Source organism: Kosakonia sp. YIM B13571, from assembly GCF_042788095.1.
GTDB classification, from domain to species: domain Bacteria; phylum Pseudomonadota; class Gammaproteobacteria; order Enterobacterales; family Enterobacteriaceae; genus Kosakonia; species Kosakonia quasisacchari.
The window spans coordinates 72263-86378 of sequence record NZ_JBHZPL010000015.1; the positions used below are offsets into that span (position 1 = coordinate 72263).

Annotated in this window: 14 protein-coding genes and 1 tRNA gene; 4 read left to right on the forward strand and 11 right to left on the reverse strand. The window is 53.5% G+C overall.

Going from position 1 to position 14116, the window contains the following annotated elements; all coding sequences use genetic code 11:
* Nucleotides 1-174 precede the first annotated feature (174 nt).
* The gene (ppiC, locus tag ACFX4O_RS22660; protein WP_001140255.1) at nucleotides 175-456 is read left to right on the forward strand and encodes a peptidylprolyl isomerase PpiC; all 282 of its coding nucleotides are present in this window, start codon (nucleotides 175-177) and stop codon (nucleotides 454-456) included.
* A 34-nt stretch (nucleotides 457-490) separates the two neighbouring features.
* Here ppiC and ACFX4O_RS22665 read toward each other — a convergent pair whose 3' ends face one another.
* The 3 genes from ACFX4O_RS22665 to ilvC all read right to left on the reverse strand — a co-directional run bounded on the left by ACFX4O_RS22665 (nucleotide 491) and on the right by ilvC (nucleotide 2927).
* Nucleotides 491-856, reverse strand: coding sequence for a DUF1360 domain-containing protein (locus ACFX4O_RS22665; protein WP_380211385.1), 366 nt, complete (start codon nucleotides 854-856; stop codon nucleotides 491-493).
* The gene (locus ACFX4O_RS22670; protein ID WP_380211387.1) at nucleotides 856-1293 is read right to left on the reverse strand and encodes an RrF2 family transcriptional regulator; all 438 of its coding nucleotides are present in this window, start codon (nucleotides 1291-1293) and stop codon (nucleotides 856-858) included. The genes ACFX4O_RS22665 and ACFX4O_RS22670 overlap by 1 nt, the downstream gene beginning before the upstream one ends.
* A gap of 158 nt (nucleotides 1294-1451) precedes the next feature.
* A complete protein-coding gene (gene ilvC, locus ACFX4O_RS22675; RefSeq protein WP_380211389.1) occupies nucleotides 1452-2927 on the reverse strand; it encodes a ketol-acid reductoisomerase in 1476 nt (491 codons plus the stop codon).
* A 217-nt stretch (nucleotides 2928-3144) separates the two neighbouring features.
* On the opposite strand from ilvC, the gene ilvY reads away from it, so the two are divergent.
* Nucleotides 3145-4035 (forward strand): HTH-type transcriptional activator IlvY, encoded by an 891-nt coding sequence (ilvY, locus tag ACFX4O_RS22680; protein ID WP_305737465.1) that lies wholly within the window; start codon nucleotides 3145-3147, stop codon nucleotides 4033-4035.
* Here the strand turns inward: ilvY and ilvA are convergent.
* The 6 genes from ilvA to ilvL form a co-directional block, all read right to left on the reverse strand.
* Nucleotides 4032-5576 (reverse strand): threonine ammonia-lyase, biosynthetic, encoded by a 1545-nt coding sequence (gene ilvA, locus ACFX4O_RS22685; RefSeq protein ID WP_380211401.1) that lies wholly within the window; start codon nucleotides 5574-5576, stop codon nucleotides 4032-4034. The two genes, ilvY and ilvA, sit on opposite strands and share 4 nt — an antisense overlap.
* Before the next feature lie 2 nt (nucleotides 5577-5578).
* The gene (ilvD, locus tag ACFX4O_RS22690; RefSeq protein ID WP_131412680.1) at nucleotides 5579-7429 is read right to left on the reverse strand and encodes a dihydroxy-acid dehydratase; all 1851 of its coding nucleotides are present in this window, start codon (nucleotides 7427-7429) and stop codon (nucleotides 5579-5581) included.
* A gap of 188 nt (nucleotides 7430-7617) precedes the next feature.
* Nucleotides 7618-8547 (reverse strand): branched-chain amino acid transaminase, encoded by a 930-nt coding sequence (locus tag ACFX4O_RS22695; RefSeq protein ID WP_131412682.1) that lies wholly within the window; start codon nucleotides 8545-8547, stop codon nucleotides 7618-7620.
* 17 nt (nucleotides 8548-8564) lie between these two features.
* Nucleotides 8565-8834: an acetolactate synthase 2 small subunit gene (ilvM, locus tag ACFX4O_RS22700; protein ID WP_131412684.1), complete on the reverse strand. Its 270-nt coding sequence runs from the start codon at nucleotides 8832-8834 to the stop codon at nucleotides 8565-8567.
* Nucleotides 8831-10477, reverse strand: coding sequence for an acetolactate synthase 2 catalytic subunit (gene ilvG / locus ACFX4O_RS22705; protein ID WP_380211391.1), 1647 nt, complete (start codon nucleotides 10475-10477; stop codon nucleotides 8831-8833). The genes ilvM and ilvG overlap by 4 nt, the downstream gene beginning before the upstream one ends.
* A 139-nt stretch (nucleotides 10478-10616) precedes the next feature.
* Complete coding sequence (gene ilvL, locus ACFX4O_RS22710) at nucleotides 10617-10715, reverse strand: ilv operon leader peptide (protein ID WP_015966468.1); 99 nt, start codon at nucleotides 10713-10715, stop codon at nucleotides 10617-10619.
* Nucleotides 10716-11033: 318 nt separating this feature from the next.
* Here ilvL and ACFX4O_RS22715 point away from each other — a divergent pair, with 318 nt between their 5' ends.
* Nucleotides 11034-12554: a YifB family Mg chelatase-like AAA ATPase gene (locus ACFX4O_RS22715; protein WP_380211393.1), complete on the forward strand. Its 1521-nt coding sequence runs from the start codon at nucleotides 11034-11036 to the stop codon at nucleotides 12552-12554.
* 27 nt (nucleotides 12555-12581) lie between these two features.
* Here ACFX4O_RS22715 and ACFX4O_RS22720 read toward each other — a convergent pair whose 3' ends face one another.
* On the reverse strand, nucleotides 12582-12920 hold the full coding sequence (locus ACFX4O_RS22720) for a DUF413 domain-containing protein (protein ID WP_131412690.1): 339 nt from the start codon (nucleotides 12918-12920) through the stop codon (nucleotides 12582-12584).
* A 106-nt stretch (nucleotides 12921-13026) separates the two neighbouring features.
* On the opposite strand from ACFX4O_RS22720, the gene hdfR reads away from it, so the two are divergent.
* The gene (hdfR, locus tag ACFX4O_RS22725; protein ID WP_380211395.1) at nucleotides 13027-13860 is read left to right on the forward strand and encodes an HTH-type transcriptional regulator HdfR; all 834 of its coding nucleotides are present in this window, start codon (nucleotides 13027-13029) and stop codon (nucleotides 13858-13860) included.
* Nucleotides 13861-13956: 96 nt separating this feature from the next.
* Here hdfR and ACFX4O_RS22730 read toward each other — a convergent pair.
* Nucleotides 13957-14032, reverse strand: a tRNA-Trp gene (locus ACFX4O_RS22730).
* Between the last annotated feature and the right edge of the window lie 84 nt (nucleotides 14033-14116).

A 14116-nucleotide genomic window follows, 5' to 3' on the forward strand; every position in this document is an offset into this window, starting at 1 on the left:
GGGGACAAATCTGCCGGGGACAGATTTTAACGCAGCTTACTGCAACACCAAAGGCGCGAGTCCCACGCATGGGCGGAGTCGCAGGTGCAACCAACAGCGGGGCAGATTGCAGGCTGAAGTGTATAAACGCGTGGTAGTATAGCCAGCCAAATCCATACCACTCAAGGCACGATCATGGCAAAAACCGCAGCAGCACTGCATATCCTTGTTAAAGAAGAGAAACTGGCACTGGATCTTCTAGAACAGATCAAAAACGGCGGCGATTTCGAGAAGCTGGCAAAGAAACACTCTATCTGCCCGTCAGGCAAAAAAGGCGGACATTTGGGCGAATTCCGCCAGGGCCAGATGGTTCCCGCATTTGATAAAGTGGTGTTCTCCTGCCCGGTGCTGGAGCCAACCGGCCCGCTGCACACCCAGTTCGGTTACCACATCATCAAAGTGCTGTACCGCAACTAATGACCGAGCCTCTCATCACAGAGAGGCTGTTTTTTTATTTGTGCGATTGCAGCCTCTGCTGCGCTTCATGCTTCATCACATGCATATTAATCGCCGCCTGGAACACTTTAAACATCAGGCCATTAATCAACGTCGCCAGGGTAATGGTAATAAACGCCGTCATCACCCAGTCGATCACTGCAATACCGCTGTGCAGCAGAGCAGGACGGTACACCAGCATGCCGCCAAACACCGCCCAGTGGCTCAGACAATAGAAACACTGAAACAAGTGCCCTATCATCGCGTTCTTTTTCACCGTCCATTCACGAAAAGCCGCAAATAGCGCCGTTTGCGTCACCGTGATTGAAATGCTGCTGGCTGCCAGCGCAATCATCAGGCAGGTTGTTAAATCTGCAATCATCAGTGGTGCCCCTTTTCATTGAGATAACTGATAAATTCCGCGCCGATATCTTGTAGCGTCAGGTTTTTAAATCGTTCAAGAATCAGCGATTGTGCGTCGGCAAGTGTCGATGACATCACCCGATTCACCCCTTGTTCAACCAGACATTCGGGGTTCTCGTTACGATTGCCCAACGCGAATAACGCAGGCGATCCCAGTGCAATGTAGATGTCGTAGAGTGTGACGAGGCTGGCGGAGCGACAGAGTCGCCAGCCGCCGTGGTGCCCTTTAGTCGCGCAGACAATCTGCTGTTCCCGTAACCCGGCAAGCAGTTTGCGAATAAACGCCGGATTACCGTCGATGTATTCAGCCATCTGTTCCGATGTCATCGGTTTATCCGCCTGTTCCATATGGAGCAGGATGTGCAGCGTCGCGGAGAATGAGTTATTTATTTTCATGTAACTTACCATATTACATAAAGACACATTCAACAAGACAGATGTGCAAAAAAGATCGCCGCCATTTTTGCTCGTAAAAAAGCCCGGAAGCGCTAGCGCCTCCGGGCTTAAACTTTGCTATGAAATTCGGCTTACCACGACCGAAAGACGACGGGGAATTAACTCGCGACGGCGATACGTTTCATATCCGTCATATAACCTCGCAGTTTCTGGCCCACTTTTTCGATGTCGTGGCTGCGAATCGCATCATTCACATCGCGTAACTGCGCGTTATCTACCGCACCTTCGGCAATCGCGGTGCCCAGATCGCCCGTTTGCAGCGTGGTCATAAACTCTTTCAGCAGCGGTACGCAAGCGTAAGAGAACAGGTAGTTGCCGTACTCTGCGGTATCGGAGATAACCACGTTCATCTCATACAGACGTTTACGCGCGATGGTGTTGGCAATCAGCGGCAGTTCGTGCAGCGATTCATAGTAAGCGGACTCTTCGATAATGCCGGACGCCACCATGGTTTCGAACGCCAGTTCAACGCCCGCTTTTACCATCGCAATCATCAGCACGCCTTTATCAAAGTACTCTTGCTCGCCGATTTTGCCTTCAAACTGCGGTGCGGTTTCAAACGCGGTTTTACCGGTTTCTTCACGCCAGGTCAGCAGTTTCTTATCGTCGTTGGCCCAGTCAGCCATCATGCCGGAAGAGAACTCGCCGGAGATGATGTCGTCCATATGTTTTTGGAACAGCGGTGCCATAATGCCTTTCAGCTGTTCAGACAGCGCGTAAGCACGCAGCTTCGCCGGGTTGGACAGGCGATCCATCATCAGCGTAATACCGCCTTGTTTCAGCGCTTCGGTGATGGTTTCCCAACCGAACTGAATCAGTTTTTCTGCGTAAGCCGGGTCGGTACCTTCCGCCACCAGCTTGTCGAAGCACAGCAGGGAACCTGCCTGCAACATGCCGCAAAGGATAGTCTGCTCGCCCATCAGGTCAGATTTTACTTCCGCAACAAAAGAGGACTCCAGAACGCCCGCACGGTGACCACCGGTTGCCGCAGCCCAGGCTTTAGCAATCGCCATCCCTTCGCCTTTCGGGTCGTTTTCCGGGTGGACAGCGATCAGGGTCGGAACACCGAAACCGCGTTTATACTCTTCACGCACTTCAGTACCCGGGCACTTCGGCGCCACCATCACAACGGTGATGTCTTTACGGATCTGCTCACCCACTTCCACGATATTGAAACCGTGAGAGTAGCCCAAAGCTGCGCCGTCTTTCATCAGCGGCTGTACGGAACGTACGACGTCAGAGTGCTGTTTGTCCGGCGTCAGGTTTACGACCAGATCCGCCTGCGGGATCAGCTCTTCATAAGTACCGACTTTAAAACCGTTTTCGGTCGCTTTGCGCCAGGACGCGCGTTTTTCCGCAATGGCTTCTTTACGCAGCGCGTAAGAGATATCCAGGCCGGAGTCGCGCATGTTCAGGCCCTGGTTCAGCCCCTGGGCGCCGCAGCCGACGATGACCACTTTTTTACCCTGAAGGTAGCTTGCGCCATCGGCAAATTCGTCACGCGCCATAAATCGGCATTTGCCCAGCTGCGCCAGCTGCTGGCGCAGGTTCAGGGTATTAAAGTAGTTAGCCATTTGAGACCTCGTCGTGTGATGTTGTGTTGTGCCGTTCTTCTTTTGCGCTAACGTTTTGGATTTTCTGTTGCGCAAATTATTCAGGGCAATATTTATTGTTCAGTTCGCTGATGAGCGAGATTGAACCCACTATATGACAGGAAATGCGTTGCTTAAATTGATATATTAACAATGTCACATTGCAATTTTTGCAATGTAAATTTGTGGAGCCTGTCTCATGGATTTACGCGATCTGAAAACGTTCCTGCATCTGGCCGAAAGCCGCCATTTTGGCCGCAGCGCGCGCGCCATGCATGTCAGCCCTTCCACGCTTTCGCGACAAATCCAGCGGCTGGAAGAAGATCTCGGGCAACCGTTGTTTGTACGTGATAACCGTACCGTCACGCTGACAGAAGCGGGCGAAGAGCTGCGCGTTTTCGCTCAACAAACGTTATTGCAGTATCAGCAACTGCGCCACACCATCGACCAGCAAGGTCCGTCGCTCTCCGGTGAGCTGCATCTTTTCTGTTCCGTTACCGCGGCTTACAGCCATTTGCCGCCAATTCTCGATCGCTTTCGCGCAGAGCATCCGTCGGTAGAGATCAAACTCACCACCGGCGATGCCGCCGATGCGATGGAAAAAGTGGCCACCGGCGAAGCGGATCTGGCCATTGCCGGGAAACCGGAAACGCTGCCCGGCGCGGTAGCGTTTTCGATGCTGGAAAATCTGGCCGTGGTACTGATAGCGCCTGCGCTGCCGTGCCCGGTGCGAAACCAGGTTTCGCAGCCCGAACCGGACTGGTCAACCGTGCCGTTTATCATGGCGGATCAAGGCCCGGTGCGCCGCCGTATCGAGCTGTGGTTCCGCCGTCATAAAATCAGCAACCCGTCGATTTACGCCACGGTCGGTGGTCACGAAGCGATGGTGTCGATGGTCGCGCTCGGTTGCGGCGTGGCGCTAATCCCGGAAGTGGTGCTGGAAAACAGCCCGGAGCCGGTGCGCAACCGCGTGATGATCCTTGAACGCAGCGATGAGAAAACGCCGTTTGAGCTTGGCGTGTGTGTACAAAAAAAGCGGCTTTATGAGCCGCTTATTGATGCGTTCTGGAAAATCCTGCCAAACAACTAACCGGCAAGGAAAAAGCGGAACGCCGGGTTATTTGTTTCGTCGTGGCACTCGTAGCCCAGCTCGTTGAGCCGGGTTTCGAAATCCGGCTCATGCTCGCCCAGTTCAAATGCGGCCAGAACGCGCCCATAATCGGTACCGTGGCTACGGTAATGGAACAATGAAATATTCCAGTGCGTACCGAGCGTATGCAGGAATTTCAGCAGCGCGCCGGGCGATTCCGGAAACTCAAAACTGTACAGGCGTTCACGCAGCGGTTTCGACGGACGTCCGCCGACCATGTAACGCACGTGCAGTTTCGCCATCTCATCATCGGAAAGATCCACCACGCTATAACCGCCTTCGTGCAGCAGATCGAGGATCTCTTTACGCTCCTCCAGCCCCCGGCTTAACCGCACGCCGACAAAAATGCAGGCGTCTTTGGCATCAGCAAAACGGTAATTAAACTCTGTAACGGAACGCCCGCCCAACAACTGGCAAAACTTCAGGAAGCTACCTTTCTCTTCCGGAATAGTCACTGCCAGCAGCGCTTCACGCTGCTCACCCAATTCACAACGTTCAGAAACATAACGTAAGCCGTGGAAATTGACGTTCGCACCGGAAAGCACATGCGCCAGTCGTTCACCGTGAATATTGTGTTTAGCAATGTATTTTTTCATCCCCGCCAGCGCCAGCGCACCGGACGGTTCCGCCACCGCGCGGACATCTTCGAACAGATCTTTCATCGCCGCGCAAATCGCATCGCTATCCACGGTGATGATGTCGTCGAGATACTCCTGACACAGGCGGAAGGTTTCGTTGCCAATGCGTTTTACCGCTACACCTTCAGCAAACAGCCCAACGCGGGGTAAATCTACCGGATGGCCCGCCTCCAGCGCCGCTTTCAGGCATGCGGAATCTTCCGCTTCAACAGCAATCACTTTGATTTGCGGCATCAACTGTTTAATTAACACCGCGACGCCCGCCGCTAAACCGCCGCCGCCGACCGGCACAAAAACCCGATCGATATGCGCGTCCTGTTGCAATAATTCCAATGCCAGCGTGCCCTGCCCGGCGATCACCATAGGGTGATCAAACGGCGGCACAAAGGTGAAACCTTGTTGCTCGGCAAGTTCGATGGCTTTCCCTTTCGCTTCGTCGAAGTTGGCACCGTACAGCAGCACTTCGCCACCAAAGCCGCGCACCGCATCCACTTTGATATCCGCAGTGGCGACAGGCATCACAATCAGCGATTTGATCCCCAGGCGCGTCGAGGACATCGCCACGCCCTGCGCGTGGTTGCCCGCAGAAGCAGTAATCACGCCATGCGCTTTCTGCTCGGTGGTCAACCCGGCAATCATCGCGTACGCGCCACGCAACTTAAAGCTGTGTACCGGCTGGCGGTCTTCACGCTTCACCAGGATCACGTTGTCGAGACGCGAAGAGAGCTTCTCCATTTTTTGCAGCGGCGTTACCTGCGCCGCTTCGTAAACCGGCGCACGCAGCACCGCTCTCAGATATTCCGCCCCTTCGGGAGCGGCTGAGAGAGGTTGGGATTCAGCCATCATTAACCCCCAAGTTTGGATTTATCGCGAACCGCGCCTTTATCCGCACTGGTCGCGAGGCTGGCATAAGCGCGCAGCGCGAAGGAAACCTGACGTTCACGGTCAACCGGCGTCCAGGCTTTATCGCCACGGGCTTCCTGTGCTTCACGACGCGCCGCCAGTTCACGGTCACTCAGTTGCAGTTGAATACTACGGCTCGGAATATCAATAGCGATGATGTCACCATCTTCGATCAGGCCGATATTGCCACCGCTTGCTGCTTCCGGGGAGACGTGGCCGATAGACAAGCCCGATGTTCCGCCGGAGAAACGCCCGTCAGTGATCAGCGCGCAAGCTTTGCCAAGACCCATCGATTTCAGGAAGCTGGTTGGGTAGAGCATTTCCTGCATCCCTGGCCCACCTTTTGGTCCTTCGTAGCGAATCACCACCACATCACCTGCGACAACTTTACCGCCGAGAATGGCTTCCACTGCCGCATCCTGGCTTTCATACACTTTCGCCGGGCCGGTGAATTTCAGGTTGCTGTCATCAACGCCTGCGGTTTTTACGATACAGCCGTTTTCCGCAAAGTTGCCGTACAGCACGGCCAAACCGCCGTCCTGGCTATAAGCATGCTCCAGCGAACGGATGCAGCCTTCAGCACGATCATCATCCAGCGTGTCCCAACGGCAGTTCTGCGAGAACGCCTGCGTGGTGCGGATGCCCGCCGGACCTGCGCGGAACATGGTTTTCACCGCGTCGTCTTTGGTCAGCATCACGTCGTACTGCTCAAGGGTTTGTGGCAGCGTCAGACCGAGCACGTTTTTCACGTCACGATTCAACAAGTTAGCGCGATCCAGCTCACCCAGGATGCCCAACACGCCACCGGCGCGGTGCACATCTTCCATATGATATTTCTGCGTACTCGGCGCGACTTTACACAGCTGCGGAACTTTGCGGGACAGCTTATCGATATCACTCATGGTGAAATCAATTTCTGCTTCCTGCGCGGCGGCCAGCAGGTGCAGAACGGTGTTAGTCGAGCCGCCCATGGCGATATCCAGCGTCATGGCGTTCTCAAACGCCGCTTTATTGGCGATAGCACGCGGCAGTGCGCTGGCGTCATCTTGCTCGTAATAGCGTTTGGTCAGCTCAACAATGCGTTTACCCGCGTTGATAAACAGATCTTTGCGATCGGCGTGGGTTGCCAGCAGCGAGCCGTTACCCGGCTGCGACAGCCCCAGCGCTTCGGTCAGACAGTTCATTGAGTTGGCGGTGAACATACCGGAGCAGGAACCGCAAGTTGGGCAGGCGGAGCGTTCCACCTGATCGCTCTGATCATCAGAGACTTTCGGATCTGCGCCCTGAATCATGGCATCCACCAGATCGAGTTTGATTATCTGGTTGGAGAGTTTTGTTTTCCCGGCTTCCATCGGGCCGCCGGAGACGAAAATCACCGGAATGTTCAACCGCAGAGAGGCCATCAGCATCCCTGGGGTGATTTTGTCGCAGTTGGAAATACACACCATCGCGTCAGCGCAGTGGGCATTGACCATATATTCAACGGAATCGGCAATCAGCTCGCGGGAAGGCAGTGAGTAAAGCATGCCGCCGTGGCCCATGGCGATGCCATCATCAACGGCGATGGTGTTGAACTCTTTCGCCACGCCGCCTGCGGCTTCGATTTGCTCCGCAACCAGCTTACCCAGATCGCGCAGGTGAACGTGGCCTGGCACGAACTGGGTAAACGAGTTCACGACGGCAATAATTGGCTTGCCGAAATCGGCGTCGGTCATCCCGGTTGCGCGCCACAGCGCGCGGGCACCCGCCATATTGCGCCCGTGGGTGGTGGTGGCGGAACGGTACTTAGGCATGCTTTAACTCCCAGTGTCTGTCAGTTAAACGGGACGGTGCGTGCCGTCCCGTTTTTATTTGCTATACCCTAAATAATCCGGGTTGTAGGAAGGCGGCAAGCGAGCGAATCCCCAGTCACTTACATAAGTAAGTGACTGGGGTGAACGAGTGCGGCCAACACACCTACAACCTGAAGTATGAGGGGTATTTATGGATTAACTTGATCCAACCAGCCCCACTTATCTTCCGTTTCACCGGTAAAGAGGCCAAAGAATGCTTGCTGAATACGTTTGGTTACCGGGCCGCAACGACCTTCGCCAACCTGAATGCCGTCGACGCTGCGCACCGGCGTGATTTCCGCTGCGGTACCGGACATAAACACTTCATCCGCCAGATACAGCGATTCACGGGACAACACCTGCTCGCGAACTTCAATGTTCAACTCTTTTGCCAGCTTAATGATCGCATCACGCGTAATACCCGGCAGTGCAGAAGAGGTAAACGGCGGCGTGAACAGAATGCCGTCTTTCACTTCAAACAGGTTTTCGCCCGCGCCTTCAGAGATGTAGCCGTTAACGTCCAGCGCGATCCCTTCCTGGTAACCGTGACGGCGCGCTTCGCTACCCACAAGCAGGGAAGAAAGATAGTTACCGCCTGCTTTTGCAGCTGTTGGGATAGTGTTCGGCGCAACGCGGTTCCAGGAAGAAACCATCGCGTCGATCCCCTGCTCCAGTGCTTCCGCACCGAGGTAAGCGCCCCACGGGAACGCGGCGATGATCACATCAGTGGTGTAGCCCGCCGGAGGGTTAACGCCCATGCCAACATCGCCCACAAACACCAGCGGGCGAATATAGGCGCTGGTCAGATTGTTTTTGCGGATCACTTGGCGGCAGGCTTCCATCAGCTCATCAACACTCTGAGATACCGGGAAACGATAGATTTTGGCGGAATCGCGCAGACGCTGCATATGTTCACGATGGCGGAAGACTACCGGACCTTTGTGCGAGTCATAGCAACGGATACCTTCAAACACGGAGGTGCCGTAATGCAGCGCGTGGGACATCACGTGGACTTTTGCATCTTCCCAACGAACCATCTCGCCATTAGACCAAATGTAGTCTGCTTTTTTCGTCGTCATTATTCTTCCTTTTGCGCTTACGCGCGGATTTGTTGTGATTGTGATGATGTGGCACGCTGGCGGATATCAACCCGGGCAACGTCAACAAGTTTGCTTAACTGGCTAAACAGTAATTCGACAGGCCGCGGGCTGGCAACGGTCAATTCGATATTTATGTTTCGCGTATCACTGGCGGTTTCCATATTCATGGCACACACCTGAAAGCCACGGTGACGCACCACACGCAGTACGCGTTCTAATGTTTCCGGATTGAAGCGAGCCTCAACGGCGACCTGATGTTGCATCATGATAATTTCTCCAGCATTTGTGAGTTACTGGCGCCGGGCGGCACCAACGGCCAGACATTCTCAAGTTCATCGATTGAGACATGAAGCAGGTATGGCCCTGGGCTCGTGAGCATCGTGTCGAGTGCCGCTTCAACCTGGTCTTTTCGGGTGATGTGCTGGCCGGGGATGCCAAAAGCGCTGGCCAGCATGAGGAAATCGGGGTTATCAGTCAGGGTGGTTTCGCTATAACGTTCATTGAAGAATAACTGCTGCCACTGACGAACCATCCCTAAACGCTGGTTGTCCAGTAAGACAATCTTTAGCGGTAACTGCTTACGTTTAACGGTGCCGAGCTCCTGAACATTCATCATGAAGGAGCCGTCACCGGAGATACAGATTACCGTATCGTCCGGGCGAGCAACCTGCGCGCCAACGGCGGCCGGCAAACCGAAGCCCATCGTGCCTAACCCACTGGACGTAATGAAATTTTCCGGGCGGCTGAAACGCAAATGCTGCGCAGCCCACATCTGATGTTGACCAACATCGGTAGTGACTACGCTGTTTTCCGGTTTGCGATCGGAGAGTTGTTTTAACAACAACGGCGCGTAGATTGCGTCACCGGGATGGTCGTAACGCCAGGCGTGCTCGCGACACAGATCTGCGCTGTATTGACGCCAGGCATCAATCGCCAGCGGCTGTTGCAGTGCAGGCAGCAACGCATTTAAATCGCCCTGCAGCGCAACGTGCGCCTGGCGCAGTTTGCTCATTTCCGCCGGATCGATATCCATATGGATCACTTTGGCGTTCGGCGCGAAGGTATTCAGCTTGCCGGTTACACGATCGTCAAAACGGGCACCCACGGCGATCAGCAAGTCACACTCCTGCACGGCAAAGTTCGCGGCTTTCGTGCCGTGCATCCCCAGCATGCCAAGATAGTAAGCATAATCAGCTTCCACCGCGCCTAGCCCTTTCAGCGTACAAGTGACCGGCATTTGCGTCATGCTCAGAAACTCACGCAGTGCCGGAACCGCCTGCGCCATACCCACACCGCCACCAACGTACAGCATCGGTTTTGTCGCCCGCGAGAGCATCTCCACCGCCTGTTCAACGTCAGCCTGCGGGAAATAATGCTCATCGTCGACGGTTGCGAACCAGGGATCCAAGTCGCCGACAGCCAGCTGGATGTCTTTTGGAATATCAACCAGTACCGGGCCAGGGCGGCCGGAATTCGCCACGTAGAAAGCCTCAGCCATGACACGCGGTAATTCTTCCAGCGACTCAACCAGAAAGCTGTGCTTTGTGCAGGCCAGGGATAAACCCAGAACATCCACTTCCTGAAACGCATCGGTACCCATAAGCGGAGCCGCGACCTGGCCGGTGATGGCCACCACCGGCACCGAATCTAATAACGCATCAGCAAGGCCGGTGATCAGGTTCGTAGCACCAGGACCGGAAGTCGCGATGCAAACGCCGGTTTTACCGGTGGCGCGAGCATAGCCAATAGCGGCCATCGCCGCGCCCTGCTCGTGCCGGCAAAGTAGGTGTTCCACGCCGCCGTCATACAATGCATCATAAACCGGCATAATTGCGCCGCCCGGATAGCCGAAGACGATATCGACTTTCTGCGCTCGCAACGCATGTACTACCCACTGTGCCCCATTCATAGTCAGTTCCCCGCCGGATATCGGGAGAAACAGAATTTTGTGCTAAAACTCATTCTCTGCTCCTCGTTTATATTTTTAGGTCATAAAAAAACCCCCGGACCTTTCGGTGCGGGGGTCTTAGTTCGTTAAGGCTTGTTTTTTAAGCCTTTCCTCGTCCAAGTGCAGCCCCGCACGGTGGGATAATAATCACCACCACGCTAATCACGACCAGGCTAATCACTCGTAGAAGGGCTTTCATTTGTGTTTGTTCTTGCTTCATGTTCGAAGGAATGCCTAAAGAGGTAACACAGATTTAAGTCAAGAAACAAGAAAAATTTATGACGCCGTTTGCGGCGGCATCGACAAATTGACAAAAAATCTTTGTTTTATATAGAGAATATTCTTAGTGAAAATTTCTCACGCCTTGCCATAGCAATACAACGCTGAGATCATCATTCCAACAAGGTGAAAAAAGTAACCAATTACAGTGAAATTCAGGAAACGTGCGCGCAAAAGCAGCCTTCCGATAATGAAAAGCGATAACCAAAACAGATAATGTCTGCGAAAAGGAGAGCCTATGGCATTGTCTGTAATTTTTACGCGAGCGGCGTTAGGCGTGACGGCCCCGCTGGTCACCGTTGAGGTACATATCAGCAACGGGCTGCCGGGACTGACTATTGTTGGGCTACCGGAAACCACCGTTAAAGAAGCGCGCGATCGGGTGCGTAGCGCCATTATCAACAGCGGGTATGAATTTCCGGCGAAACGGATCACGATTAACCTGGCACCTGCGGATCTACCCAAAGAAGGTGGACGATACGATTTACCTATCGCTATCGCGCTTCTTTCCGCCTCTGAGCAGCTAACGGCCCCTGAATTAAGTCGCTATGAGTTTGTCGGTGAACTCGCCCTTACAGGCGCATTACGTGGGGTTCCCGGTGCCATCTCTTCTGTCATTGAAGCGGTAAAAGCCAACAGACGCATCGTTATTGCCAGAGAAAACGAAGCGGAAGCCAGCCTCACGGAAACGCAGGAGTGTCTGGTCGCCGACCATTTACAGGAGGTGTGCGCGTTTCTGGAAGGAAAACAGGCATTACCTTCACCTGTCCCCTTTTGTAGCAGCCAGGAGGCCTACAGTGAGGATTTAAGCGATGTTATTGGACAGGAACAAGGGAAGCGCGCACTGGAAATCACTGCGGCAGGTGGACATAACCTATTGTTAATAGGGCCACCGGGCACGGGAAAGACCATGCTGGCCAGTCGACTGGGGGGACTATTGCCGCCGTTGAATAACCAGGAAGCACTGGAAAGCGCAACAATTATGAGTGTTGTAAATTCAGCTTCACTCTCGCGCCACTGGCGCAGACGCCCATTCAGAGCCCCGCATCACAGTGCTTCACTGGCGGCGCTTGTCGGCGGTGGATCCATACCTGGCCCAGGGGAAATTTCGCTGGCACATAATGGCGTTCTGTTTCTGGATGAATTACCGGAATTTGAACGCCGCGTGCTGGATGCACTCCGTGAACCTATTGAATCCGGGCAAATCCATCTCTCGCGGGCAAGGGCGAAAGTTACCTATCCCGCACGCTTCCAGTTAATCGCCGCCATGAACCCCAGCCCGACTGGCCATTACCAGGGAAACCATAACCGCTCAACACCGGAGCAAACACTGCGCTATTTGGGAAAACTATCAGGCCCTTTTCTTGATCGCTTCGATCTCTCGCTTGAGATCCCTCTGCTTGCACCGGGGTTGATGAGCCAGCCACAACATAAAGGTGAAAGTAGTGAAACGGTGCGCTTGCGGGTTATTCAGGCCCGGACACGGCAGTATCAGCGTCAGAATAAACTCAATGCACGTCTGGACAGCAGCGAAACGAAACAGCTTTGTATACTTACCAGGGAAGACGGGAGTTGGCTGGAAGAGACGTTAACACGTCTGGGGTTGTCGGTACGCGCCTGGCAACGTCTGTTGAGGGTTGCACGTACGATAGCCGATCTTGAAGACGAGCCTGCAATTCTGCGAGCACACCTGCAGGAAGCGTTAAGTTATCGCGCAATTGACAGACTGCTGATTCACTTGCAAAAAATGCTGATGTAAAAAAAAGGGGCCTTAGCCCCTTCTCTCTTAATCTTCGGAATCCGTATAGTCTTCCGCGCCTTCCATCTGTGGTTTCCCACCTGACAGGGTGTGAAAGCGCTTCGGACGCTTAATGCGCGCCATATACTTGATCCAAACACGTTCTGCTTCGGTGTCTGGATCACGCTCTCCACGGCACACTGCAACGAATTGCGTTTCTTCTTCAGTTACCGGTTCACGCTTACCGAGTTCCAGCTCGTTAAAAGCATAACCATGACGCTCAAGCAGTTGCGCCTCTTTGATGGTGAAATCACCGTGGCGAGAGAACCCGCGTGGATAATTTTTATTGTCGAAAAAACGATTCGTCGTCGTAAAGCTTTCCGCCATCCTGCACGCTCCTAATTCTTTGGCCGAGCTATTTATGGCGCGGAGTATTAGTTACGCTTGACAGAGTGTAAAACAAAACATTTAAATCATTACGACAAATTTTTTTGTGGAGAAAACTGTGGATACGGAATTATTAAAAACTTTCCTGGAAGTTAGCAGGACTCGTCACTTCGGTCGTGCAGCCGAAGCACTCTATCTGACCCAGTCCGCGGTGAGTTTTCGTATTCGCCAGTTAGAAAACCAGCTTGGGGTTAATCTCTTTACACGCCATCGCAACAATATCCGCCTGACAGCAGCAGGCGAGAAGCTGCTGCCGTATGCGGAAACATTGATGAGCACGTGGCAAGCAGCAAGGAAGGAAGTGGCGCATACATCGCGGCACCACCAATTTTCTATTGGTGCCAGCGCATCACTATGGGAATGCATGCTTAGCAATTGGTTAACCAGGCTGTATAACCTGCAAGGAAACCTTCAATTCGAAGCACGAATTGCACAGCGACAATCATTGGTTAAACAGCTACATGAGCGGCAACTGGATCTTTTGATTACAACTGAAACACCAAAGATGGATGAATTTAGCAGCCAGTTGCTCGGCCATTTCACACTTGCGCTTTACTGCGCAGCTCCGGAAAAGAGCAAGTCGGAATTGAATTACCTGCGCCTCGAATGGGGGCCCGATTTTCAGCAGCATGAGTTGGAGTTAATCGCCAGTGATGATGTGCCAACATTGACGACCAGCTCTGCAGAAGTAGCACATCAGCAATTACCGCAACTCAATGGCTGCACCTGGCTGCCTGTCTCATGGGCAGAGCAAAAAGAGAAGCTGCACCCGGTTGCTGACACAACGATACTTTCTCGCCCACTTTATGCAATTTGGCTACAGAATAGCGACAAACAGAATCAGATCCGCGATCTTTTGAAAATCAAAGTAATTGATTAAATATTTCCGGCAAGGATGCCATGCGAGAGATTATTTGTAGCGTGGGTACTAAAAAAGAAGCAAAAAAAATCCTTAGCAGATGCTAAGGATTGTTTCTGGCAGGGGCGGAGGGACTCGAACCCCCAACACCCGGTTTTGGAGACCGGTGCTCTACCAATTGAACTACGCCCCTAATTAGGGTGGCGGAACGGACGGGACTCGAACCCGCGACCCCCTGCGTGACAGGCAGGTATTCTAACCGACTGAACTACCGCTC

What these genes read in the sequence shown, in the direction of transcription:
- ppiC (WP_001140255.1), top strand. Translation starts at nt 175, where the DNA reads ATGGCAAAAACCGCAGCAGCACTGCATATCCTTGTTAAAGAAGAGAAA.
- ACFX4O_RS22665 (WP_380211385.1), bottom strand. Translation starts at nt 856, where the DNA reads ATGATTGCAGATTTAACAACCTGCCTGATGATTGCGCTGGCAGCCAGC.
- ACFX4O_RS22670 (WP_380211387.1), bottom strand. Translation starts at nt 1,293, where the DNA reads ATGAAAATAAATAACTCATTCTCCGCGACGCTGCACATCCTGCTCCAT.
- ilvC (WP_380211389.1), bottom strand. Translation starts at nt 2,927, where the DNA reads ATGGCTAACTACTTTAATACCCTGAACCTGCGCCAGCAGCTGGCGCAG.
- ilvY (WP_305737465.1), top strand. Translation starts at nt 3,145, where the DNA reads ATGGATTTACGCGATCTGAAAACGTTCCTGCATCTGGCCGAAAGCCGC.
- ilvA (WP_380211401.1), bottom strand. Translation starts at nt 5,576, where the DNA reads ATGGCTGAATCCCAACCTCTCTCAGCCGCTCCCGAAGGGGCGGAATAT.
- ilvD (WP_131412680.1), bottom strand. Translation starts at nt 7,429, where the DNA reads ATGCCTAAGTACCGTTCCGCCACCACCACCCACGGGCGCAATATGGCG.
- ACFX4O_RS22695 (WP_131412682.1), bottom strand. Translation starts at nt 8,547, where the DNA reads ATGACGACGAAAAAAGCAGACTACATTTGGTCTAATGGCGAGATGGTT.
- ilvM (WP_131412684.1), bottom strand. Translation starts at nt 8,834, where the DNA reads ATGATGCAACATCAGGTCGCCGTTGAGGCTCGCTTCAATCCGGAAACA.
- ilvG (WP_380211391.1), bottom strand. Translation starts at nt 10,477, where the DNA reads ATGAATGGGGCACAGTGGGTAGTACATGCGTTGCGAGCGCAGAAAGTC.
- ilvL (WP_015966468.1), bottom strand. Translation starts at nt 10,715, where the DNA reads ATGAAAGCCCTTCTACGAGTGATTAGCCTGGTCGTGATTAGCGTGGTG.
- ACFX4O_RS22715 (WP_380211393.1), top strand. Translation starts at nt 11,034, where the DNA reads ATGGCATTGTCTGTAATTTTTACGCGAGCGGCGTTAGGCGTGACGGCC.
- ACFX4O_RS22720 (WP_131412690.1), bottom strand. Translation starts at nt 12,920, where the DNA reads ATGGCGGAAAGCTTTACGACGACGAATCGTTTTTTCGACAATAAAAAT.